This is a genomic window from Pseudomonas sp. UV AK001 (genome assembly GCF_046097675.1).
Classification (GTDB): domain Bacteria; phylum Pseudomonadota; class Gammaproteobacteria; order Pseudomonadales; family Pseudomonadaceae; genus Aquipseudomonas; species Aquipseudomonas kribbensis.
The window spans coordinates 363,843-387,198 of sequence record NZ_JBJUVZ010000005.1; the positions used below are offsets into that span (position 1 = coordinate 363,843).

21 protein-coding genes and 1 pseudogene are annotated in these 23,356 nt (G+C 62.1%); 9 read left to right on the top strand and 13 right to left on the bottom strand.

Going from position 1 to position 23,356, the window contains the following annotated elements; genetic code table 11:
- Positions 1-192: 192 nt before the first annotated feature.
- Both ACKLNA_RS17035 and ACKLNA_RS17040 read right to left on the bottom strand, forming a co-directional pair.
- A complete protein-coding gene (locus ACKLNA_RS17035) occupies positions 193-1,047 on the bottom strand; it encodes a MaoC family dehydratase (protein ID WP_408986525.1) in 855 nt (284 codons plus the stop codon).
- A 2-nt stretch (positions 1,048-1,049) separates the two neighbouring features.
- Positions 1,050-2,402 (bottom strand): 3-oxoacyl-ACP reductase, encoded by a 1,353-nt coding sequence (locus ACKLNA_RS17040; protein WP_408986526.1) that lies wholly within the window; start codon positions 2,400-2,402, stop codon positions 1,050-1,052.
- Positions 2,403-2,579: 177 nt separating this feature from the next.
- Between ACKLNA_RS17040 and ACKLNA_RS17045 the strand changes: the two genes are divergently transcribed.
- Positions 2,580-3,857, top strand: a complete 1,278-nt coding sequence (locus tag ACKLNA_RS17045) for an acetyl-CoA C-acetyltransferase (protein WP_408986527.1) — start codon at positions 2,580-2,582, stop codon at positions 3,855-3,857.
- A 49-nt stretch (positions 3,858-3,906) separates the two neighbouring features.
- On the opposite strand, the gene ACKLNA_RS17050 is transcribed toward ACKLNA_RS17045, so the two are convergent.
- Together ACKLNA_RS17050 and ACKLNA_RS17055 are read right to left on the bottom strand one after the other, a co-directional pair.
- The gene (locus tag ACKLNA_RS17050) at positions 3,907-4,674 is read right to left on the bottom strand and encodes a methyl-accepting chemotaxis protein (protein WP_371850984.1); all 768 of its coding nucleotides are present in this window, start codon (positions 4,672-4,674) and stop codon (positions 3,907-3,909) included.
- A 90-nt stretch (positions 4,675-4,764) separates the two neighbouring features.
- Positions 4,765-5,955: pseudogene (locus ACKLNA_RS17055) on the bottom strand (cache domain-containing protein); the annotation flags it as partial.
- A gap of 343 nt (positions 5,956-6,298) precedes the next feature.
- Here ACKLNA_RS17055 and ACKLNA_RS17060 point away from each other — a divergent pair.
- Together ACKLNA_RS17060 and ACKLNA_RS17065 are read left to right on the top strand one after the other, a co-directional pair.
- A complete protein-coding gene (locus tag ACKLNA_RS17060) occupies positions 6,299-7,195 on the top strand; it encodes a PA4780 family RIO1-like protein kinase (protein WP_085711266.1) in 897 nt (298 codons plus the stop codon).
- A 56-nt stretch (positions 7,196-7,251) separates the two neighbouring features.
- Positions 7,252-8,469, top strand: a complete 1,218-nt coding sequence (locus tag ACKLNA_RS17065; RefSeq protein ID WP_408986528.1) for an MFS transporter — start codon at positions 7,252-7,254, stop codon at positions 8,467-8,469.
- Here the strand turns inward: ACKLNA_RS17065 and cueR are convergent.
- The 3 genes from cueR to ACKLNA_RS17080 form a co-directional block, all read right to left on the bottom strand.
- A complete protein-coding gene (gene cueR / locus ACKLNA_RS17070; protein ID WP_408986529.1) occupies positions 8,423-8,836 on the bottom strand; it encodes a Cu(I)-responsive transcriptional regulator in 414 nt (137 codons plus the stop codon). The genes ACKLNA_RS17065 and cueR overlap by 47 nt on opposite strands.
- Positions 8,833-11,226, bottom strand: a complete 2,394-nt coding sequence (locus ACKLNA_RS17075) for a heavy metal translocating P-type ATPase (RefSeq protein ID WP_408986530.1) — start codon at positions 11,224-11,226, stop codon at positions 8,833-8,835. The genes cueR and ACKLNA_RS17075 overlap by 4 nt, the downstream gene beginning before the upstream one ends.
- Positions 11,227-11,334: 108 nt before the next feature.
- A complete protein-coding gene (locus tag ACKLNA_RS17080) occupies positions 11,335-11,721 on the bottom strand; it encodes a hypothetical protein (protein WP_114881306.1) in 387 nt (128 codons plus the stop codon).
- 148 nt (positions 11,722-11,869) lie between these two features.
- Between ACKLNA_RS17080 and ACKLNA_RS17085 the strand changes: the two genes are divergently transcribed.
- Together ACKLNA_RS17085 and ACKLNA_RS17090 are read left to right on the top strand one after the other, a co-directional pair.
- Positions 11,870-12,067 (top strand): heavy-metal-associated domain-containing protein, encoded by a 198-nt coding sequence (locus tag ACKLNA_RS17085; RefSeq protein ID WP_408986531.1) that lies wholly within the window; start codon positions 11,870-11,872, stop codon positions 12,065-12,067.
- Positions 12,068-12,184: 117 nt separating this feature from the next.
- On the top strand, positions 12,185-13,387 hold the full coding sequence (locus tag ACKLNA_RS17090; RefSeq protein WP_408986532.1) for a multidrug effflux MFS transporter: 1,203 nt from the start codon (positions 12,185-12,187) through the stop codon (positions 13,385-13,387).
- Between the two features lie 11 nt (positions 13,388-13,398).
- Here the strand turns inward: ACKLNA_RS17090 and ACKLNA_RS17095 are convergent, their stop codons facing one another.
- The 3 genes from ACKLNA_RS17095 to ACKLNA_RS17105 form a co-directional block, all read right to left on the bottom strand.
- Entirely contained in the window at positions 13,399-13,572 is a 174-nt protein-coding gene (locus ACKLNA_RS17095) for a hypothetical protein (protein ID WP_408986533.1), read from the bottom strand.
- A gap of 166 nt (positions 13,573-13,738) precedes the next feature.
- Positions 13,739-14,752: a zinc-binding alcohol dehydrogenase family protein gene (locus ACKLNA_RS17100; protein ID WP_408986534.1), complete on the bottom strand. Its 1,014-nt coding sequence runs from the start codon at positions 14,750-14,752 to the stop codon at positions 13,739-13,741.
- A gap of 31 nt (positions 14,753-14,783) precedes the next feature.
- Entirely contained in the window at positions 14,784-15,077 is a 294-nt protein-coding gene (locus tag ACKLNA_RS17105) for a putative quinol monooxygenase (protein WP_408986535.1), read from the bottom strand.
- Positions 15,078-15,194: 117 nt separating this feature from the next.
- Here ACKLNA_RS17105 and ACKLNA_RS17110 point away from each other — a divergent pair, with 117 nt between their 5' ends.
- The 3 genes from ACKLNA_RS17110 to ACKLNA_RS17120 all read left to right on the top strand — a co-directional run bounded on the left by ACKLNA_RS17110 (position 15,195) and on the right by ACKLNA_RS17120 (position 18,675).
- The gene (locus tag ACKLNA_RS17110) at positions 15,195-16,124 is read left to right on the top strand and encodes a LysR family transcriptional regulator (protein WP_085711274.1); all 930 of its coding nucleotides are present in this window, start codon (positions 15,195-15,197) and stop codon (positions 16,122-16,124) included.
- Positions 16,125-16,431: 307 nt separating this feature from the next.
- On the top strand, positions 16,432-17,166 hold the full coding sequence (locus ACKLNA_RS17115; protein WP_408986536.1) for an ArsR/SmtB family transcription factor: 735 nt from the start codon (positions 16,432-16,434) through the stop codon (positions 17,164-17,166).
- Between the two features lie 126 nt (positions 17,167-17,292).
- On the top strand, positions 17,293-18,675 hold the full coding sequence (locus tag ACKLNA_RS17120) for an MFS transporter (RefSeq protein WP_408986537.1): 1,383 nt from the start codon (positions 17,293-17,295) through the stop codon (positions 18,673-18,675).
- Between the two features lie 121 nt (positions 18,676-18,796).
- Here the strand turns inward: ACKLNA_RS17120 and ACKLNA_RS17125 are convergent, their stop codons facing one another.
- From ACKLNA_RS17125 to ACKLNA_RS17135, 3 genes are all read right to left on the bottom strand, one after another.
- Positions 18,797-19,750 (bottom strand): adenosine deaminase, encoded by a 954-nt coding sequence (locus ACKLNA_RS17125; protein ID WP_408986538.1) that lies wholly within the window; start codon positions 19,748-19,750, stop codon positions 18,797-18,799.
- An 80-nt stretch (positions 19,751-19,830) separates the two neighbouring features.
- Positions 19,831-20,796 carry a 2-oxoglutarate and iron-dependent oxygenase domain-containing protein gene (locus tag ACKLNA_RS17130; protein WP_408986539.1) on the bottom strand — a complete coding sequence of 322 codons (966 nt, stop codon included), beginning with the start codon at positions 20,794-20,796 and terminating at the stop codon, positions 19,831-19,833.
- A 73-nt stretch (positions 20,797-20,869) separates the two neighbouring features.
- Positions 20,870-21,943 carry a BMP family ABC transporter substrate-binding protein gene (locus ACKLNA_RS17135; protein WP_408986540.1) on the bottom strand — a complete coding sequence of 358 codons (1,074 nt, stop codon included), beginning with the start codon at positions 21,941-21,943 and terminating at the stop codon, positions 20,870-20,872.
- 285 nt (positions 21,944-22,228) lie between these two features.
- Between ACKLNA_RS17135 and ACKLNA_RS17140 the strand changes: the two genes are divergently transcribed.
- Complete coding sequence (locus ACKLNA_RS17140) at positions 22,229-23,320, top strand: calcium:proton antiporter (protein ID WP_408986541.1); 1,092 nt, start codon at positions 22,229-22,231, stop codon at positions 23,318-23,320.
- The last annotated feature ends 36 nt before the right edge of the window (positions 23,321-23,356 follow it).

The following is a 23,356-nucleotide window of genomic DNA, read 5'->3' on the forward strand; positions in this document are numbered from 1 at the left end:
CACACCATTCTCGACTTGGTATTAACGCCTTTATATAGATCGGTGAACCTGCTGCTTAACGACTAATGCCGAGGATATAAGCGCGCAAAAAAAAGCCTTGGGAATCAAGGCTTGAGGTTTGGTGTATGACTGGATTGCGAAAGCAAAAACTTAAGTTATATACACACAATTAATCATGTTCCCCGCGGGAATTCATGCGATCGGTTGCCAGTGGCCGACCATGTGTTCCAGATCTGCAGCGCCGATCAGACGCAATTCACCACTGGAGCCTGCTGCACTGGCGAATAACGAAACCTCACTCGGCAGGCGTACCGGCTTGCGAAAGTGCACGGTGATTTCCAGGTTGGCCCGCGGCAGATGATCCGCCAGTGCCGCCAGCATCCGCGCCTTGTTCCACAGGCCATGGGCGATGGCGGCGGGGAAACCGAACAGCCTGGCGCTGGCAGCGCTCAGGTGGATCGGGTTGTAGTCGCCGGAGACTTTCGCGTACTGCCGGCCGATGTCCGCCGCAGCCTTCCATTGCGCAACCTGCGTCAACGGCCGCGTCGGTTCCCAGGCTTGCTCCGGCGCCTCGCCTTCAAGCTTCACGCCGCGACAGAGCATCCGGCTTTCGGCCTCCCATAGCGGGCCGAGCTGATCGCCGAGCGTGGTCAACAGATCGAACGTCGCACCTTTCGGATGGGGTTGCAGGTTATGCACCCGGACGCTGACGTGTGCCCGACTGATCCCGCCCATCGGCCGAAGGACGCGGATGCGGTTGCTCAGATGGATCAACCCCAGCAACGGAAACGGAAAGTCCTTCGCCGTGAGCAATTGCATTTGCAACGCAAACGCCATGACGTGTGGATAAGTCGGCGGCAGCAAACCGTCATCGGCAAAACCGCAGACCTTGCGATAGGCCGCGAGATTTTTTTCGTCGACCTCGACCCAACATCGCAGTCCGCTGTCGGGTAACGTGGTGCCGGTGATTTTGCGCCGGGTCGCCGCGCGGACATACAACCCCGGCAGACTCGGCTCGCGGTGCAGCGTGTGCCATTCGATGCTCATGCCTAAGCCCCCAGAACACTTTGTCCACAGACCCGCAGCGCCTGCCCGGTAAACGCGCCGGTGCCCGGTTGTGCCAGCCAGGCCACCGCTTCGGCGACGTCTTGCGGCAGACCGCCCTGGCCCAGCGAACTCATGCGCCGGCCGGCCTCACGCAGGCCGAACGGAATGTGCGCGGTCATCTGGGTTTCGATGAAACCCGGCGCCACGGCGTTGATGCTGATGCCACGTTCCAGCAGCGTAGGCGCCCACGCCTGAGCCAAGCCGATCAACCCGGCCTTGCTCGCCGCGTAATTGGTCTGCCCGCGATTGCCGGCAATGCCGCTGATGGAGGCCAGCAAAATCACCCGCGCGTTGTCGCGCAAAGTGCCGCTGTCGAGCAGGGCCTTGGTCAGCACTTGCGGTGCGTTGAGATTGACTGCCAGCACCGCGTCCCAGAACTCGGGCGTCATGTTGGCCAGGGTCTTGTCGCGGGTGATTCCGGCGTTGTGCACCAGAATGTCGAGGCCGTCCGGCAACTGTTCGATCAGCTGCGCGGCGGCGTCTTCGGCACAGATGTCGAGGGTGATGGCGCGCCCGCCGAGGCGCGCGGCCAGAGCTTCCAGATCGGTTTTCGCTGGCGGTACGTCAAGCAGGATCACTTCGGCGCCGTCACGGGCCAGGGTTTCGGCGATGGAGGCGCCGATGCCGCGCGCCGCGCCGGTGACCAGCGCCTTGCGCCCGGCCAATGGGCGTGTCCAGTCGGTTACCGGCGTGGCGCAAGGATTCAGGCGAATCACTTGCCCGGATACGAATGCACTTTTCGGCGAGAGGAAAAACCGCAGCGGCCCTTCAAGCTGATCCTCGGCGCCTTCGCCCACGTAAATCAATTGCAGCGTGCCGCCGCTGCGCAGCTCCTTGGCCAGCGAGCGGGAGAAACCTTCAAGTGCCCGCTGAGCACTGGCGGCAAACGGTTCGCGCAGGGTTTCCGGGGCGCGGCCGAGGATCACCAGATGCGCGCTGCTGTCGAGGTTCTTCATCAATGGCTGGAAGAACTCGCGCAGCTGCTTGAGCTGGTCGGTGTGCTGCAGATCGCTGGCGTCGAACACCACGGCCTTGAGCTTCGGGCCATGGCCGGGAATCCATTGGGTGGCGGACGCAGGCTGGTCGCCGTAGCGGTAAATGGCATCGGTCAGCCGGTTGGCGAAGGCGCTGACCCGTTCGGCCAGCGGCCCGCCGCCGATCAGCAGCGCACCTTCCACCGGCCGCAGGCGCCCGGCCTGCCAGCGTTCCAGCCGCACCGGCGACGGCAGGCCCAGGGCCCCGACCAGACGGTGGCCGATGGACGAGTTGGCGAAGTCGATATAGCGGTCAGACATGGAACGCTCTCCAGAAGATGGGGTTCAAAGTGTGGACTGCGAAGGGCAATCAATCGTTCGATCCACACATTTAGGCCTACGCTAGAACAGCAGAGTAGTTTGCCCCCGGTTTTTTTGGGGCCCGGCGGGATTTTCAGTGCCCGATTTTCAGACTGGATATTTCACAAGGAGTTTTTCATGAGTCAGCTGCGCCGCGTCGCGATCATTGGTGGCAACCGCATTCCGTTCGCCCGTTCCAACGGCCCATACGCCACCGCGAGCAATCAGGTGATGCTCACCGCTGCCCTGGAAGGCCTGATCGAGCGTTACAACCTGCACGGCCAGCGCATGGGTGAAGTGGTCGCGGGGGCGGTGCTGAAATTGTCACGGGATATGAACCTGACCCGCGAATGCGTTCTCGGCTCGCGTCTGTCACCGGCGACTCCGGCCTATGACATCCAGCAGGCCTGCGGCACCGGCCTTGAAGCGGCGCTGCTGGTGGCGAACAAGATCGCTCTCGGCCAGATCGATTGCGGCATTGCCGGCGGTGTCGACACCACGTCGGACGCGCCGATCAGCGTCAGCGAAGGCCTGCGCAAAATCCTTCTGCAGGCCAACCGCGCCAAGACCACTGGCGACAAGCTCAAGACCTTCCTGCAATTGCGTCCGAAACACTTGATCCCCGAGTTCCCGCGCAACGGCGAACCGCGCACCGGCCTGTCGATGGGCCAGCACTGCGAGCTGATGGCGCAGACCTGGAACATCCCTCGCGAAGAGCAGGATCAACTGGCCCTAGAAAGCCATCACAAACTGGCGGCGTCCTACAGCGAAGGCTGGCACAACGACCTGATGACCCCGTTCCTCGGTCTGACCCGCGACAACAACCTGCGCCCTGACCTGACCCTGGAAAAACTCGCGACCCTCAAACCGGCCTTCGAGAAAAGCGCCAAGGGCACGCTGACCGCCGGCAACTCCACACCGCTGACCGATGGCGCGTCGGTGGTGTTGCTGGGCAGTGAAGAATGGGCGAAGGAACGTGGCCTGCCGATCCTCGCGTATCTGCGCGACGGCGAAGCGGCGGCGGTGGATTTCGTCAACGGCGCTGAAGGGCTGCTGATGGCCCCGGTGTATGCGGTGCCGCGCTTGCTGGCGCGCAATGGGCTGACCTTGCAGGACTTTGACTACTACGAAATTCACGAGGCATTTGCCGCGCAGGTGTTGTGCACGTTGAAGGCCTGGGAAGATCCGGAATACTGCAAGACCCGGCTGGGGCTGGATGCGCCGTTGGGCTCGATTGATCGCAGTCGTTTGAACGTCAAGGGCAGCTCGCTGGCGGCAGGGCACCCGTTTGCCGCGACGGGCGGGCGGATCGTGGCCAACATGGCGAAGCTGCTGGATGCGGCGGGGCGGGGGCGGGGGTTGATTTCGATTTGTGCGGCGGGGGGGCAGGGGGTGACTGCCATCATCGAGCGCTGAAAGAACAGGAATTCCCTCTCCCAAAGGGAGAGGGAATTCCAAAGGTTACTCAGGTGCGAAACCTGCGCACCAACCCATCCAGCTCGTTCGACAACCCCGCCAGACTCTGCGAATCCAGCCGCGCCGAGTTGGCCAGCTCCGCCACCAGTTGCGCATCACCATGAATCTGGCTGATATGCCGATTAATGTCCTCAGCCACCTGATGCTGCTCTTCCGCCGCCGTGGCGATCTGAGTGTTCATGTCACGAATCACATCCACCGATTCGCGGATCTGACCAAAGCTTTCCCGCGCCTCACCGATCCGTGCCACCGATTGCTGCGACACATCGAGGCTGGCGCGCATCTGCTGGGTCACGGCGCTGGTGCGTTTGGCGAGATTGCCCAGCAGCCCGTCGATTTCCGCCGTCGAGTCAGCCGTGCGTTTGGCCAGTGCGCGAACCTCATCGGCCACCACCGCAAAACCACGCCCTTGCTCACCGGCCCGCGCCGCTTCGATGGCCGCGTTGAGCGCCAGCAGGTTGGTCTGTTCGGCGATGGAGCGGATGGTGCCGAGGATCGACTGGATATCGTTGCTGTCGCGTTCCAGTTGCTGCATCGACTGCGCCGACTGTTCCAGCTCCTGGCTCAGTTGATCGACGCTGTGCACCGCCGCATCGATCTGCTGCTGACCTTCGCGGGCCTGGCGCTGGCCGCTGTCGGCCGACTCCGCTGCCTGGCTGCACGAACGGGCGACTTCGTTGGCGGTGGCGACCATTTCGTGGAATGCGGTCGAGACCATGTCCACGGCTTCGCGCTGGCGTCCGGCGGCTTCGGCCATGTCGCCGGAAACCCGGGTCGAACTCTGCGAAGTGGCGAGGATTTTCCCGGCCGCGCCGCCGATGTGCTGGATCAGGCTGCGGATCGCAGTCAGGAACTGGTTGAACCAGTTGGCCAGTTGCGCGGTTTCGTCGCTGCCACGGATGTCGAGGTTCTTGGTCAGGTCGCCTTCGCCCTGGGCGATGCCTTCCAGACCGCTGGCCACGCTGCGGATCGGCCGCACGATCAGGCTGGCGAAACTGGCGCCGACCACGGCGAAAATCACCGCCAGTACAGCCGCGATGATTGCGATCAGCCAGGTGAGCTTGGTGGCCGAGCTCATCACGTCGTTCTGTTTGATCAGGCCGATGAAGGTCCAGCCCAGTTGTTCCGACGGCCAGACGTTGGCCATGTAGCGCTCACCGTTGAGCTCGACTTCCACCAGTCCTTTGCCGGCCTTGGCCAGTTGCGCGTAGCCCTCGCCGAGGCTGTCGAGGGGCTTGAAGTTGTGTTCGGGCTGCTTCGGATCGACCAGCACCGTGCCGCTGTTTTCCAGCAGCATCAGGTAGCCGGTTTCGCCCAGCTTGATCTGTTTGACGATCTCGGTGAGCTGCTTGAGCGTGACGTCGATACTGACCACGCCACCGTTGCTGCCAAGCTTGTTGTCGATGGTGCGCACGGTGCTGACGTAGGTCGCATCGTCCTGCGCCCAGTAATAGGCGGCGGTGCGGAACGGTTTTCCGGGTTTGGCCTGCGCGGCCTTGTACCAGGGGCGCTGGCGCGGATCGTAGTTGCTCAGCTTCGGATCGTCAGGCCAGGAGACGTAACCGCCGGCAGCGGTGCCGACAATGGCGTAGGCATAGGCCGGGTGGCTGTTGCCCAGATCCTGCAGGAAGGAGAAGACCTTTTTGTCCATTTCGCCCTGCGGAACGCTTTCGGCGTTGGCGCTCATGTAGGTCTTGAGGCTGTCGTCGGTGTTCCTGATCAGCGGTTGGGTCGCCAGGTAATCTACGTTCTGGCTGATGCCGTCAAAAAACAGCTGCATGGCGTTGCTGACTTGGCGGATCTCGCGCCCGCTGCTGTCGACAAAGCCTTCCCGGGCATCGCTGCGCAGGTTCAGTACCACCAGCGTGGCGACCAGCACCACGGGCAAACAGGCGATGATTGCAAACGCCCAGGTCAACTTCTGTTTGATGTTCATCCGCGCTCCAGATTTTCTTGTAGGCCCACGCAGTGCAGATGACTCGCGGTTTATTGGCAGCCGAAAAACGTTGTTTTCCACTCCACTCCTTGAGTGCGACATCGAAGTTTTTTTGGAACGATTGTCGGACAAATTCCTCTGTCTCTGAGGACTTCGGCTGCCGAAGAGGGAAATTGAGGCTGTAAGAGAAAATTCTTACGAAAGGAACGAAGCTGGATGTCAGATTCTGTCGCAAATGCCCTCAAGTCCTTGCGCCAACAAGTTCGGTGGGCTCGGCTATGATTCGCAGCGGTCGATACAAGGGCGGTGGATTGACGTATTTGATCCGGCACAGTGTGTGCATCCACAGGTTCACAGGTCGGCAACCCTTCCCCGTGATGCGGGGATTGCCGTATAACGAGTGACATTCGCGTGTTTGGCAATAAAGGACCCACAATAAAAGCTGATGAAGACTCCAAAACGCATTGAACCCCTGATCGAGGACGGTCTGGTCGACGAAGTGCTGCGTCCACTGATGAGTGGCAAAGAAGCAGCTGTTTATGTGGTGCGCTGCGGCAATCAGTTACGTTGCGCAAAGGTCTACAAGGAGGCGAACAAACGCAGTTTCCGCCAGGCGGCCGAGTACCAGGAAGGCCGCAAGGTTCGCAACAGCCGACAGGCCCGGGCAATGGCCAAGGGCTCCAAGTTCGGGCGCAAGGAAGCCGAAGACGCCTGGCAGAACGCCGAAGTCGCGGCGCTGTTCCGCCTGGCCAACGCCGGGGTGCGGGTGCCCAAGCCGTACGACTTCCTCGAAGGCGTGCTGTTGATGGAGCTGGTGGCCGATGAATACGGCGATGCCGCGCCGCGTCTGAACGACGTAGTGCTGGAGCCGGATCAGGCCCGCGAATACCACGCGTTCCTGATTTCCCAGATCGTGCTGATGTTGTGTACCGGTCTGGTGCACGGTGACCTCTCGGAGTTCAACGTGCTGCTGACACCGACCGGCCCGGTCATCATCGACCTGCCGCAAGCGGTGGACGCCGCCGGCAACAACCACGCGTTCAGCATGCTCGAACGTGACGTCGGCAACATGGCGTCGTACTTCGGCCGCTTCGCCCCGGAGTTGAAGAAAACCCGGTACGCCAAGGAAATGTGGGCGTTGTACGAAGCGGGTACGTTGCACCCGGCCAGCGTGCTGACCGGCGAGTTCGACGATCCCGAGGACCTGGCCGATGTCGGCGGGGTGTTGCGCGAGATCGAAGCCGCGCGTCTGGACGAGGAGCGCAAGCAAGCGATCCGTGCGGCAGAGGATGCGCCGAAAGGCAAGTCCGACGAACCGCCTCCGCCACCGTGGATGCAGTGAGCATCTGAAAAGGAAAACCCGGCTTCGGCCGGGTTTTACACATTCAAGGATTGATTGTGACCACCACCTCCCGCAATGCTCGGCTGATCATCACGGCGCGGCTGATTTCCGATTTCGGCGCTTTCCTGAACATGGTGGCGCTGGCCACTTATGTCTACCTGCTGAGCAACAGCGCCATGAGCGTCGGGATCTTCCTGGCCAGTCGCGTGGGCGGGGGGATTTTCGCCAGCCTGATCGGCACCGCGTTTTACCGCCGATGCAGCGGTCGCTTGCCGTTGATTGCCTTCGATCTGCTGCGCGCCGCTGTGCTGGGGTTGCTGCTGATCGTACCGGTCGGCCAGCAGGCATTGCTGTTGCCGTTGATCGCGTTCGGTCTGGGCTTCGGCAATTCGATGTTCGCCATCGGCCTCAACAGTCAGTTGCCGCAACTGATAGCGCCTGCGCAGTTGCTCAAGACCAATGCGTGGATCACGTCCGCTTCTTCCATGGCGATGGTCGGTGGCAGTCTGGTGTCCGGGTTGCTGGTCGCGGGGTTTGGCTTTGAAACCGTGTTCGCGTTGAACGCGCTGACTTATCTGCTGGCGGCAGTGTTGATTGCGCCGCTGCGGTTCAGCGCACCGGAGCCGGTGATCGAATCCAGCGCTAAACAGGGTGAGTGGTCGGCGTTGTTGCAGGGATTGCGCAGTGCCCCGGTGGTTGCCGCGATGCTGGCTGTGACGATGGCCGACACCTTGGGCAGCGCTGCGCACAACGTTGGATTTCCGATCATTTCCAGACTGCTCACGCCGGACTCGGCGAGCACCACGCTGGGCCTGATGCTCGCGGTGTGGGCCTTCGGCAAACTGCTGGGCGCACGAATCGCCAGTCGCCTGAAGGGCTCTGACAACATCCATCTGGAGCGCCGCTATTTCGGCGGCGTGTTGCTGATGTCCTGCGGTTTCATCCTGATGTTCCAGCAGCACAGCGTCGTCGGGCTGTTGCTGTTTTCGCTACCGGCCGGATTGGGTGACGGGTTCTCGGAAGTCGGCCTGATGTCACGTCTGCAACGGGAACCGGAGCCCCTGCGCCTGCCGATCTTCAGTTTCCTGACGCTGTTGCAGATGACCGGGTTCGGCGTCGGCATGCTGATCGCCGCCCCGTTCTACAACTGGTGGGCGCCGGGTGCCGTGGTGCTGCTGTTCCACGGCATTCCCCTCGCCACTGTGCTGTCGATGAAAGTCTTGCTGCTCAGGCGCGGGCGGGTTGCGTGCAGCAGCCCGACGCCAGTTCCTTGAGGATCGGGCAGTCCGGGCGATGGTCGCCGTTGCAGTGTTCCACCAGATCCTGCAGGGTGTCGCGCAGCTCGCCGAGTTCGCGAATCTTCTGATTCAGCTCGTCGATGTGCTGGCGGGCCAGGGCCTTCACATCGGCGCTGGCGCGCTGGCGGTCCTGCCAGAGGGTCAGCAGCTTGCCGACTTCCTCCAGCGAAAAACCCAGGTCCCGGGAGCGCTTGATGAACGCCAGGGTATGCAGGTCATCGTCGCCGTAAACGCGATAGCCGCTGTCGGTGCGATGGGCAGCCTTGAGCAGACCGATCGACTCGTAATAACGGATCATCTTCGCGCTCAGGCCACTGTGGCGGGCCGCTTGGCCGATGTTCATCGGTTGTCCTCCAGATCCTCGGGTTTCCAGGTTTTCAACAGTAGCGCATTGCTCACCACACTGACGCTCGACAGGGCCATCGCCGCACCGGCCAGCACCGGATTGAGCAAGCCGAACGCCGCCAGCGGAATGCCGATCAGGTTGTAGACGAAGGCCCAGAACAGGTTCTGGCGGATCTTCGCGTAGGTCTTGCGGCTGATTTCCAGCGCGGCCGGCACCAGCCGTGGATCGCCGCGCATCAGGGTGATGCCGGCGGCGTGCATGGCCACGTCGGTGCCGCCGCCCATGGCGATGCCGATGTCCGCTGCGGCCAGCGCGGGGGCGTCGTTGATGCCGTCGCCGACCATGGCCACGACCCCGGTCTTTTTCAGTTCGGCGACGGTGGCGGCCTTGTCCGCTGGCAACACCTCGGCGTGGACGTTCTCGATGCCCAGCGCTTCGGCGACGACGCGAGCGCTGCCTCGGTTGTCACCGGTCAGCAGGTGGCTGTGGATATGTCGCGCAGCCAGTTGTTGCACCGCGTGCAGCGCGCCGGGCTTGAGGGTGTCGCCAAACGCGAACAGACCGAGTATGCGGGGGACGGGGCTTTGTTCGATCAGCCAGGACAGTGTGCGACCTTCTGTTTCCCAGGCCTTGGCGGACTCCGCCAACGTGCCGGCGTCCAGACCGGTTTCTTCCAGCAGCCGACGATTGCCCAGCGCCAGACGTCGACCGTCGAGCTGGCCGGCGATGCCGCGACCGGTCAGGGACTGGCTGTCGCTGACATCGGACACCGCCAGATTGCGTTCGGCACAGGCATCCAGCACTGCTTTGGCCAGTGGATGTTCACTGCCGCGTTGCAGTGCGCCAGCCGCTGTCAGCAGGGCGTTTTCATCACTGTCGATTGCCCTGAAGTGGGCGATACGCGGGGTGCCGGAGGTCAGGGTGCCGGTCTTGTCGAACACCACGCTGTTGACTTCATGGGCGCGCTCCAGCGCTTCGGCGTCCTTGATCAGAATCCCGTGCCGCGCCGCCACGCCGGTGCCGGCCATGATCGCAGTGGGTGTTGCCAGTCCGAGTGCACAGGGGCAGGCGATCACCAGCACCGCGACGGCGTTGATCAGCGCGGTTTCCAGTGGCGCGCCGTACAGCCACCAGCCGATCAGCGTGGCCAGGGCCAGCAGCAGAACCGTCGGCACGAACACCTGACTGACTTTATCCACCAATTTCTGGATCGGCGCCTTCGCGGCCTGAGCGTCCTCCACCAGACGGATGATCCGCGCCAGCACGCTTTCCGCACCGAGCGCGGAAGTGCGCACCAGCAGGCGGCCTTCGCCGTTGATCGCGCCGCCGGTGACCTTGTCGCCCGGCTGCTTGGGCACCGGCAGGCTTTCGCCGCTGATCAGTGCTTCGTCGGCGTGGCTCTGACCTTCCAGCACTTCGCCGTCCACCGGGAAACGTTCGCCGGGTTTGACCAATACCAGGTCGCCGAGGCGCAGGGCGCTGATGGCAACGTCCTGTTCACGGCCATCGATGACTTGTATCGCCCGCTCCGGCCGCAACGCCTCCAGAGCGCGGATGGCGCTGGCGGTCTGGCGTTTGGCGCGGCTTTCCAGGTATTTGCCGAGCAGCACCAGCGCGATGACCACTGCCGAGGCTTCGAAATACAGGTGCGGCATGCCTCCGTCGGCGGTCGCCCATTCATAGAGACTCAAGCCGTAACCGGCGCTGGTGCCGAGGGCCACCAGCAAGTCCATGTTGCCGGCGCCGGCGCGCACGGCTTTCCACGCGGCCACATAAAAACGTGCACCGAAGATGAATTGCACCGGAGTGGCGAGGGCGAATTGCGCCCAGGCCGGGAGCATCCAGTGAATACCGAACGGTTGCAGCAGCATCGGCAACACCAGCGGCAAGGCGAGGGCGATGGCGCAGATCAGCGCCCAGCGCTCGTGGTTCAGGCGTTGCTGGCGATTGTCGGTTTGAGGGTGCTCCAGTTCGAAGAGGCTGGCCGAATAACCGGCCTTGCTCACGGCAGCGATCAGGGTTTGCGGGTCGACTGCGCCGAGCAGCTCGAGGTGGGCGCGTTCGTTGGCGAGGTTGACGCTGACGCTTTTCACCCCCGGCACTTTGTTCAGGGCACGTTCGACGCGGCCGACGCAGGAGGCGCAGGTCATGCCGTCGATGTTCAATTCCACGGTTTGCTGCGGCACGCTGTAACCGGCGCGCTCAACCGCTTCCATCAGCGCCGGCAGGCTGTCGCCGGGGGCCTGCACCCGGGCCTGTTCGGTGGCGAGGTTGACGCTGACGGCACTGGCGCCGCTGACTTTGCTCAAGGCGCGCTCGACGCGGCCGGCGCAACTGGCGCAGGTCATGCCGCTGATGGGTAGATCGAACGTGATGGAATCGGACATCGGTCGTACTCCCTGTAGTGGATGCCTACAGGATCAACCTTGCCATGCTGGCAAGGTCAAGGCCAAAAAAAGGGGGGAGCCTGCCGGCTCCCCCTTTCGGGCCCTGGCTCAGTATTCGAGCGCGGCTGGCCGCAGGTACAGTCCCCTTTGATCGTTGGACGCGATCCGGTACTTCACCACACTGCCGGCCTTGAGCGTGATTTCCTGCGCCGGCGGTGCCAGCATCCCCGGCTTGCAGCCCGGCATCTGGCTTGGCTCCAGTTTCAGACGAATGGAAACTTTGCCGTAGGGCAGATTGAACGATGTGGTCTGTTCCTGAAGCAGCCGCCCGGCCAATTGGTCCTGGATATACACGCCGATCTCGCAGGAAGTCGGCACTTCCAGACGCTCGCGGGAGATGATCAGAACGGCGTAATCCTCGCCGGTTGCGTTGGCCTGGGGCAGGCAGGCAAAGAAGCTGAGTAGGCCAAACAGGCTGAAAGCTGACCAGCGCATGGCTGAATCTCCTGAATTGATGTCATGGATGCACGCAGCTTGGCCGAGCGCGGCGCCGATTGCCAGCCCGGCAGTTGTTTACAGAACTTGACCTTGCCATCGTGGCAAGCTCGACACTGCCGGCAACCTCACTCAAAGGAGTCATTCCATGCAAGTGTTCAGTGTTGAAGGCATGTCCTGCGGTCACTGCGTCAATGCCGTTACCCAGGCGGTGCAGAGCAAGGATCCGGCGGCCAGCGTGCGGGTCGATCTGGCGGCGAAGGAAGTCGGTGTCGAAAGTGCGTTGAGCGCCGAGCAAGTGATCGAGGCGATCAGCGAAGAAGGTTATGCCATCAGACTCGCCTGAACTTTTTAATAGTTAGCGAGCTACCGGATTGTTCAAGGCGTCCTCGCGCGGCTAGACTGTCGGGCTGCACTCTTTACCAAAGTGCCCGCCCAACTGCCTGCCAAACCTGGACGCCTGATGAACTTCCGTACCATTCTGATTCTCGGTGCCTTGACCGCTTTCGGTCCGCTGGCGATCGACTTCTATCTCCCCGCGTTTCCCTCCATGGCGCTGGCGTTCGGCACCGATGAGAAACACGTCCAGCTGACGCTGTCGGCTTACTTCTTTGGCTTGTCCATCGGCCAACTGGCCTACGGGCCGGTGGCGGATCGTTTCGGGCGGCGGATTCCATTGCTCACGGGCCTTGTGCTGTTCACCCTGGCGTCATTGGCCTGCGCTTATGCGCCGAATCTGGAATGGCTGATCGGTGCGCGGTTCGTTCAGGCACTGGGCGGTTGTGCGGGGATGGTGATTGGCCGGGCGGTGGTCGCCGACAAATGCGATGCCGTGGGATCGGCGAAGGTCTTTTCGCAACTGATGCTGGTGATGGGGCTGGCTCCGATCCTGGCGCCGATGCTCGGCGGTCTGCTGGTCAACACCACGGGTTGGCAGTCGATCTTCCTGGTGCTGACCGGCTTCAGTGCCTTGGCCGGTCTGGCGGTTGCCCTCGGCCTGCCGGAAAGTCTGCCGGCCCATGTTCCGCGCCAGCCACTGTCCGGTGCGCTGCGTCAGTACGGTCGCCTGCTGACCGATCCGATCTACATGGGACATGCCCTGACCGGTGGCATCGCCATCGCCGGGATGTTTGCCTACATTGCCGGCTCCCCCTTCATTTTCATCAAGCTGTACGGCGTTCCGCCCGAGCATTTCGGCTGGCTGTTCGGCACCAACGCGGCGGGCTTCATTCTGGTGGCGCAGATCAATGCGCGATTGTTGGCCAAGCGCGGCCCGGCGTTTCTGTTGTCGCGGGCGGTCTGGGTCTACTTCGGTGCCGGGCTGACATTGCTCGCGGTCAGTGCCCTGCACACCGAGGCATTGTGGCCGCTGCTGATTCCATTGTTCATTTGCGTGGCGAGTCTTGGCTGCATCAGCCCCAATGCGGCGGCGAGTGCGATGAACGGCCAGGGCGCTCGCGCCGGCAGTGCTTCGGCATTGCTCGGGTGCATGCAATTCAGCGTCGCCGCCGGGGCTTCGGCGCTGGTGGGAGTCTTGCACGACGGCACCGCCGTGCCGATGGCCATGGTCATCAGCCTGTGCGGTCTGTTGGTGGTCAGCGCGGCGATGCTCACCCGGCGCATGCAGAATGCCCGGGCGCTGGCAAAGGCGCAGGCCGAAGTCTGAACGGAAGAAACTCAGCCGACAGCGCGTTGCTGGGTAGTGTCGGGAATCTGATGGGGCGCGTGCAGACGCGCTTCGAGGGTGCGGGTGAAGGCCAGGGCTTCGGCTTCACTGCGGAATGTCACGGCGTGCTGGTCAAGGCGAACTTGCCATTGGGACTTTGCCACTTCTTTTATCAGGATCTTCATTGCTGACCTCCCGTACGTAAAAGATTGCATCGCAGAGGTTTCGATTGTAGACCCGAATACGATCGCAATTGTGACAAGGGTCAAGCATCTGACTGACGGCAAAAAGTGACCGCAGCCCCCGAGTCAGCAACTTCTGGCGCTGACGAAGACTGCGGCCTCCGGAGTTTTAGAAACTTTCTAAAACAATTTTCCCCTTGGCCTTGCCGCTTTCCAGCAATTCGTGGGCACGGCGCAGGTTGCTCGCGTTGATCTTGCCGAAGTGTTCACCCACCGTGGTTTTCAACGTGCCGGCATCGATCAGGGCAGCTACCCGGTTGAGCAGTTTGTGCTGCTCGATCATGTCCGGCGTTTCGAACAGCGAGCGGGTGTACATGAACTCCCAGTGCAGCGACAGGCTCTTGCGCTTGAGCTTGGTGACGTCCAGCGACTTCGGATCATCGATCAGCGCCAGTTTGCCTTGCGGCGCCAGGGCCTCGACCAGTTGGTCCAGGTGCTGGTCGGTCTGGGTCAGGCTGGCGACGTGGGTCACGTGGCCCAGGCCGGCGCGATTCAGTTCTTCGCTCAACGGCTGGCTATGATCGATCACCAGGTCGGCGCCCAGTTCTGTCACCCACTCGCGGGTTTGCGGACGGGAGGCGGTGCCGATCACTTTGAGCCCGGTCAACTGGCTGGCCAGTTGGGTCAGGATTGAACCCACACCGCCTGCCGCGCCGACGATCAACAGGCTCTGACCTTCGTCAGTGTTGCCCTCGCGAACCTGCAGACGTTCGAACAACAGCTCCCACGCCGTGATGGCGGTCAGCGGCAGGGCGGCGGCTTCGGCAAAACCGAGGGTTTTCGGCATATGGCCGACGATCCGCTCATCGACAACGTGCAGTTCACTATTGCCACCGGCCCGGGCGATGGAACCGGCGTAGAACACCTTGTCGCCGGCCTTGAACAGCGTCACTTCACTGCCGACCGACTTGACCACACCGGCCACGTCCCAGCCCAGCACCTTGGCGGCACCGCCTTCCGGCGCGACGTTCTGGCGAACCTTGGTGTCGACCGGGTTGACCGAAATCGCTTTGACTTCCACCAGCAGGTCGCGCGGGCCGGCCACCGGCTCCGGCAGTTCGATGTCTTGCAGGGATTTTTCGTCGCTGATGGGCAGGGAGGCGTAATAGGCGATGGCTTTCATGGATGACTCCAATAACTAATAGAAGAAGGGCTCAGGCGATGGCACCCAGGCGTTTTAACTGGAAGTGTTCGATGCAGTGGCCGGCGGTGGCCTGGAAGTTCTGAAAATGCGCGCTGGCATTGTGTGCCTGAAGGACTTCCTCGCTGGCCCAGTGCTCGATCACATAAAAGGTCTGCGGATCGGCCAGGTCGCGGTGCAGGTCGTACTGGCTGCAGCCATCCTCGGCACGGCTCGGCTCAACCAGTGCGCGCAGGGCGTTTTCGAGGGCGTCCTGCTGGCCGGGTTTGGCGATCAGGGTGGCGATAGCGGTGAAGGGCTGGGACATGGTCGACTCCGGAACGGGATGAATTCGATGGGAGGCATGATTGGCTATTTCTACGCGAGATAAAACCGGCTAAAAGAGCAGTCTCTTTCAATATTTTTTTGATAATCGAGGCTGATGATGTTGCGGTTCGATGACCTGCAGTTGTTTGTCCGGGCGGCGGATCTGGGCAGTCTGTCGGCGGCAGCCCGGGTGATGGACATGTCCGCCGCCGTGGCCAGCGCGGCGCTCAAGCGTATCGAGCAACAGCTCGGCGCACGGCTTCTGGCGCGTTCCACTCGCAGTCTGCGGCTGACGTCCGAGGGTGAAGGTTTCCTCGAATACGCCCGGGCGGCGCTGAGCAACCTGGATGAAGGACGTCGTTTGCTGGCCAGCGGTCAGGATCAGGTCAGCGGGATCCTGCAGCTGTCGGCCCCCTCGGATTTCGGCCGCAACCTGCTGCTGCCGTGGCTCGATGAATTTCAGCGCGAACACCCGAAACTGACCGTGCGTCTGCTGCTGGGCGACCGCATTGCCGACCTGTTTCGCCAGCCGGTGGACATCGCCTTGCGTTATGGCGAACCGGAAGACTCCAGTCTGGTCGCGTTGCCCATCGCCGCGCAGAACCGGCGGGTGCTTTGCGCCTCTCCCGGCTATCTGGCGAAACATGGCGAGCCGACTCAACTGGAGCAGCTCGCGCAGCACAATTGTCTGTTGTACATGCTGGGCAGTCGGGTGCATGACCATTGGAGTTTTCACGATGGCAAGCGCGAAGTCGGCCTGACCGTCAGTGGCGACCGCTTCAGCGATGACGCCGATGTGGTGCGTTTATGGGCCGTCGCGGGGGCGGGCATCGCGTACAAATCCTGGCTGGATGTGGCCGGTGATGTGCTTGCGGGGCGATTGAAAGTGCTGCTGCCGGGGCTGCTCTGCGAGCGGGCTCCGCTGAATCTGCTGTGCGCCCATCGCGCACAATTGAGTAAGCCGGTGAACCTTCTGAGGGAGATGCTCGCCAGTCGTTGCGCGGAATTGAGTAGCCGATTTCCCGCTTTTCCGCAGGTTGATCATTAGTCGCAGGTAAAAAGCGAAATTTCTGTCAGGAACAATCACCAGATGGACCTGCTCCGGAGCAGGATGCTGCGGGCAACCCGCTTATACTAGCGTCCGCCTGAAGCCTGCACCCGCACGCAGGCACAGGCATGATCGGACTGACACCGGCCGGGTAGCGGTGACGGTCGTGTCGAGTACTGCCAATACCGGGTGGCAATGTGTTGCCTTGCCTCGGATCAAGGCGTTTTTGCGCGGCTTGGCCGACGACTGATTACTGGTCAAGATGTCTCTGAGCAGTAGACGATACGATTCAACAGGGAGTGAATACATGGAACATGCACCTTGCATCAGCCAGATCGCCACGTTGCTGGCCGATCCCAAACGCAGCGCGATGATGTGGGCGTTGATGGATGGTTCGGCCCGGCAGACCGAGGAACTGGCGCTGCTGGCGGGGCTGTCGCCCTCGTCGGCCAGTGCGCATCTGGGGCGCTTGTCCGCTGGCGGTCTGTTGAAGGTCGAGGCTCGCGGGCGCAAGCGCTTCTTTCGCCTGGCGGCTCCGGAAGTCGGTGCGGCCATCGAGGCTTTGGCCAGCGCCACGCTCGCCAGTGCCCCGCGGGAAATTCCCGATGTCTTCAAACGCGCCACACCTATCGCCAAACCCCAGTCCGCGCCATCTTCCCTGCTGCGTGCGCGCTTTTGCGACGACCATCTGGGCGGTACGCTGGCGGCCGACCTGTACCAGCGCCTGCTCGATGCCGGATGGATCGAACAGCTCGAGCATCGGGTGGTGGTCACCCATAAGGGAGCGACACAATTGGCCAGTCGCGGGGTCTTCATCCAGGCGCTGGCCCACCGTAACGCACAGGTCGCTTGTGCATGCCCGGACTGGAGCGAGCGTCGCCCGCACATGGGCGGCTCGCTGGGCGCGGCGTTGTTGCAGCCGTTCATGCAGTCCGGTTGGTTGACGCTGCCCAACGATTCCCGCGCCCTGCAACTGACGGCGGCGGGACAGCGGGAAATTCATCGATTCGCCCAGGAGACCGAGCTGGAAATGGCGCTGTAGAGCGCATCGCTCCAATGGCCGGATGACTCGCGTCGCCTACGGCTGCGAGCAGGTCGCATCTGGCACGAAGGCTGAACGGCTATCGCGCACACTCGATCCGCAGACATTTCGGATGGAGGAGGTGGCATGGACACGGGTAGCTTCAGCGCGGCGGATCGACTGGAACGCCTGCCGGTCAGCGGTTATCACCGGATCATTTTCATCATCATCGCCCTGGCGTTTTTCTTCGACTCCATGGATCTGGCGATGATGACCTTCCTGCTCGGCTCGATCAAAACCGAATTCGGCCTGAGCAGCGCCGAAGCCGGGCTGCTGGCCAGTTCGAGCTTTTTCGGCATGGTGCTGGGGGCATCGCTTTCCGGGTTGCTGGCCGATCGTTTCGGTCGCAAACCGGTGTTTCAGTGGAGCATCGTGTTGTGGGGGCTGGCCAGTTACCTGTGCTCCACGGCGCAAACGGTCGAGAGCCTGACCCTGTTCCGCATCCTGCTGGGGATCGGCATGGGCATGGAGTTTCCGATTGCCCAGTCGATGCTGTCGGAGCTGATTCCCGCCCAGCGTCGTGGGCGCTACATTGCCTTGATGGATGGCTTCTGGCCGTTGGGGTTTGTCGCTGCCGGTGTGCTGTCGTATTTCCTGCTGCCGCTGATTGGCTGGCGCGACATCTTTCTGGTGCTGGCAGTCCCGGCGGTGTTTGTGCTGGCGATCCGTTTTTTCATTCCCGAATCGCCACGCTGGCTGGAGCAGGCCGGCAAGCATGACGCGGCGGACAAGGTGCTGTGTGCGATTGAGGATCGGGTGCGGGCATCGCTCGGCGGAGCTGCATTACCGGAACCGGTTCGCCTGCCTCGGGTAATCACACCGCCGGGCAATTTCCTGTCGGCCCTCGGGCAGATCTGGTCGCCGCTGTACCGCCAGCGCACGATGATGCTCTGGAGTCTGTGGTTCTTTGCATTGCTCGGGTTCTACGGGCTGACCTCCTGGCTCAGCGCGTTGCTGCAACAGTCGGGGTTCGCGGTCACTCAGTCGGTGTATTACACGGTGCTGATTTCCCTCGGCGGGATTCCCGGATTCCTGATGGCGGCATGGCTGGTGGAGCGCTGGGGGCGCAAACCGGTGTGCATCATCACGTTGCTCGGCGGCGGGGTGATGGCGTTTCTGTACGGCCAGAGTGCGGTGTTCGGCGGCAATGTGGCGCTGCTGATCGGCTCGGGCCTGTTGATGCAGTTTTTCCTGTTCGGCATGTGGGCGGTGCTCTACACCTACACGCCGGAGTTGTACCCGACTTCGGCACGGGCGACGGGCTCGGGTTTCGCCTCGGCCATCGGGCGCGTGGGCTCGCTGCTCGGGCCGTTGGTCACCGGGCTGGTGTTTCCGATTACCGGGCAGGGCGGGGTGTTTGCGCTGGGGGCGTTGTGCTTCGCGGTGGCGGCAGGGGTGGTGTGGCTGTTCGGGATGGAGACGCGGGGTAAAACCTTGGAGGAACTGACCGAAGCAGAAGTTATTGGCTGAACCCTAAACCAACTGTGGGAGCGAGCTTGCTCGCGAAAGTGGTGTATCAAACAACATCTTCGTTGAATGACGGACCCTATTCGCGAGCAAGCTCGCTCCCACATTGGTTATGCGTTGTTGCTTATGGTTTTACCAACCGCGCATCCAGGCTGTTCTGCGCCAGGCGCTTGGCCTGATCCTGGGTCATGCCCAGATGTTCGTGCAGCGCATGGAAGTTCTCGGTGACATAACCGCCGAAGTACGCCGGGTCATCGGAGTTCACCGTGACCTTCACGCCGCGCTCGAGCATGTCGAGGATGTTGTGCTGCGACATGTGATCGAACACGCAGAGCTTGGTGTTCGACAGCGGGCACACGGTCAGCGGGATCTGCTCGTCGATGATTCGCTGCATCAGGCGCTCGTCTTCGATGGCGCGCACACCATGGTCGATGCGCTGGATTTTCAGCAGGTCGATGGCTTCCCAGATGTACTCCGGCGGGCCTTCCTCGCCGGCGTGGGCGACGGTCAGGAGGCCTTCGTGGCGGGCACGGTCGAACACACGCTGGAACTTGCTCGGCGGGTGACCCATCTCGGAACTGTCCAGACCCACGGCGACAAACGCATCACGGAACGGCAGTGCCTGGTCGAGGGTTTTCTGCGCTTCGTCTTCGCTCAGGTGGCGCAGGAAACTCAGGATCAAACCGCTGGTGATGCCCAGTTGCTGCTCGCCATCCTTCAGCGCGGCGGCGATGCCGTTGAGCACCACTTCGAACGGGATGCCCCGGTCGGTGTGGGTCTGCGGATCGAAGAACGGTTCGGTGTGGATCACGTTCTGTTCTTTGCAGCGCAGCAGGTAGGCCCAGGTCAGGTCGTAGAAATCCTGGGAGGTGCGCAATACGTCGGCACCCTGGTAATACAGATCGAGGAATTCCTGCAGGTTGTTGAAGGCGTAGGCCTTGCGCAGGGTTTCGACGTCGCTCCACGGCAGGGCGATCTTGTTGCGTTCGGCCAGGGCGAACAGCAGCTCGGGCTCCAGCGAGCCTTCGAGGTGCAGGTGCAGTTCGGCCTTGGGCAGGGCGTTGAGCCAGTCGTACATATTCTTTTCTCATCAGGTGCAATGACGGCATTCTACAGATGCGCGCCGAAACAATTGGCAAAACCTGACCAACCGATCCATCACACCGCTTCCTGCTCCCGTCGGTAGGCGTAGGTATCGGCGAAGCGCGACAGCAGGAATTCGGCGCAGGTGGTGGTCGGATATTTCGCCGGATGTCGGTCGTCCTGGCAACCGGGCAGGCACTCGATGCGGGTGTCCGGGTGCGGCTCGGCGAAGAACGGCATCGAGTAGCGATCCACGCCCAGCGGGCTGATGACCCGGTGCGGGGTCGAGCGATAACGGTCGTTGCTCCAGCGCGCCATCATGTCGCCGAGGTTGACCACGAAGGTGCCCTCAATTGGCGGTGCGTCGATCCACTGGCCCTTGACGTTTTTCACCTGCAAGCCGCCGGCCGCGTCCTGATACAACAGCGTGATGCAGCCGTAATCGGTATGTGCCCCCGCACCTTGCTGTTCGGCGGAACTGGCGGTGTGGCGCGGCGGGTAATGAATCATTCGCAGGACGCTGACCGGCTCATTGAAGCGCTTGTCGAAGAAATCGCGCTCGATGCCCAGCGCCAGGGTCATGGCCCGCAACAGGGTTTGCGCGAGGGCCTGCATGTCGCGGTAGTGCTGTTCCATCAGCGCTTCCCAGCCAGGAATGGCCGGGTGACGGTTGGGGCCACGCAAGGGTTTTTCCGCCAGCACCTCGGGATGATCGGCCGGAAGGTGCAGGCCCATGTCGAAGGTTTCCTTGAGGTCGCTGGGCTTGTCCGGGTCCAGTTGTTCGGTGGCGATAGCGCCGTAGCCCCGATGATGACGGGTCCGGGTGATGTCGATCTTGAGTTTTTCCGCCGTTGGCAGCGCGAAGAAGTGCCGGGCGTGATCGAGCAGGGATTCGATGCGCTGCACCGGGATCGGATGCCCCTTGATGTAGAAGAAGCCCCATTCGCGGCAGGCGTGGTCGATCTGTTCGGCGACGGCGGGCCAGACGTTGTGGTCGTTGGAGTACAGCGGCGAGATGTCGATGATTGGAAGGCTGTTCATGCACAATCCTCAATAACGCTGAGCAACTATTGTGGGAGCAAGCTCGCTCCCACAGGTTTGTGGCTGGAGGTGATTACTTCGGCATCTCGGCCTTCATGCCTTCGACGTAGTAGTTCATCGACGCCAGCTCCACGTTGGTCGCGCTCTTGCCCGCCGGGATTTTCTCGACCCCGGCCTGATCCTTGATCGGCCCGGTGAACGGCTGCAGGGCGCCGCTCTTGATGTCGGCAATGATCTGCTCGGCTTCGGCCTTCACCGGTGCCGGCACCAGATCGCTGATCGGCAGTTCGACCGTGCCTTCCTTCAACCCGCCCCAGTAGTCCTGGGATTTCCAGTTGTGGTCGATCACGCTTTGGGTCGCCTGAATGTAGTGCGGCGCCCAGTCGTTGACGATCGAGGTCAGCACCGCTTTCGGCCCGAAGTGCGCCATGTCGGAAGCGTAGCCCACGGCGTACACGCCACGCCGCTCGGCGGCCTGAATCGGCGCCGGGCTATCGGTGTGCTGGAACACAACGTCCACGCCCTGATCGATCAGCGCGTTGGCGGCATCGGCTTCCTTGCCCGGGTCGAACCACGAGTTGACCCACACAACCTTGATCTCGGTGCCGGGGTTGTACTTGTTCAGGGCCAACTGGATGGCGTTGATGTCGCGGATCACTTCCGGGATCGGAAACGAGGCGACGTAACCGATTTTTTTGCTCTTGGTCATCTTCGCCGCGAGGAAGCCGCCGACATAACGGCCCTCGTAGGTGCGCGCCAGATAGGTGCCGAGGTTCTTGTCCTGCTTGTAGCCGGTGGCGTGTTCGAAGGTCACCTTGGGGAACTGTTTGGCGACTTTCACCGTCGGGTTCATGTAGCCGAAAGAGGTGGTGAAGATCAGGTCGTAATTGTCCTTGGCCATGTTGCGGATCACCCGCTCGGCATCGGCGCCTTCGGCGACGTTTTCCACGTAGTTGGTGGTGATCTGCGTGCCGAGTTTTTCCGCCAGCGCCTTGCGCCCCTGTTCATGCTGATACGTCCAGCCGTGGTCGCCGATGGGGCCGATGTAGACGAAACCGACTTTCAGTGGATCGGCGGCACTGGCGCCCAGGCTGAGGCCGAGGCCCATGGCGATGCACAGCAGTGTTTGCAGTGGACGTTTTTGCATGAACGCGAACTCCCTTTTGTTATGTGTGGGGAGGGCAATGCAAAAGACTGACCAAGCGGACAACAAATCGAGTCGAAATCGCGGCGAGGCCTTCGCGAGCAGGCTCGCTCCCACAAAAGCATCGCGATCCCTGTGGGAGCGAGCTTGCTCGCGATGAGGCCGGCCGGGCCGAAAAAGTGCATGTCCGTAAAGAGACGCTATCCACTGGTGCGCTAAGGTGTAACGAACCATCAGCGCCGCTTCGCAGTCAGTTACTCATTCGCCCCCGGCAACCGAAGGCCCGCCATGCTCACGATCCTCAAGCAAGAAAGCTTTCTGCTGCTGGCCCTGATCGCGGCCGTCGTTGCGTATCCGCTGGAGCACTGGTTGCTGCACAGTGGCCAGGTCGTCGCGCTGACGGCCGGGCTGGTGCTGATCGCCTTCATCGTCGCTGCCTCGATGCGTGTCGCCCATCAGGCCGAACTGCTCGCGGAAAAAGTCGGCGACCCTTACGGCACGATGATCCTGACCCTTGCTGCCGTGCTGGTGGAGGTTGTGATCCTGGCGATCATGATGAGCAACGAAGCCTCGCCGACGCTGGTGCGCGACACGATCTATTCGGCGGTGATGCTCGACATCAACGGCATCCTCGGCCTCGCGGCATTGATGGGCGGGATCAAGCATGGCGAGCAGTCCTACAACGACGATTCGGCCCGCAGTTACAGCGTGATGATCCTCACCGCCATGGGCGTGTCGATGGTGGTGCCGGAGTTCATTCCCGAGGCCAACTGGAAAATCTATTCGGCGTTCACCATCGGCGCGATGGTGGTGCTTTATGCGTTGTTCCTGCGGATGCAGGTCGGCCCGCACAGCTACTTTTTCAGCTACAGCTACCCGGACAAACGCCGCAAGAAACAGCCGCCGGAAGAGGAACCGGAAAAGGTCAATCTGCCGCTGTCGATCGGTATTCTGGTGTTCGGTGTGGTGGTGATCGGCGCACTGGCCGAGGTGATGTCCAAGACCCTCGATCTGGGCCTGGAAGGGACGGGCGCACCGCCGGTGATAACGGCGATTCTGGTGGCGGCGATCTCGGCGGCGCCGGAGATTCTGACCGCGTTGCGTGCAGCGTTGGCCAACCGCATGCAATCGGTGGTCAACATTGCGATGGGCGCATCGTTGTCGACGGTGATCCTGACCGTGCCGGTGATGGAGGCGATGGCGCTCTATACGGGGCAGCCGTTTCAGATGGCGATGACCCCGGTGCAGACGGTGATGATCTTCATCACGCTGATCGTCAGCGCGATCAACCTCAATGACGGCGAGACCAATGCCATCGAAGGCATGACGCACTTTGTGTTGTTTGCGACGTTCATCATGTTGTCGCTGCTGGGGTTGTGATCGATCGTTCCCACGCGGACGGTTCGACGCCTCGAC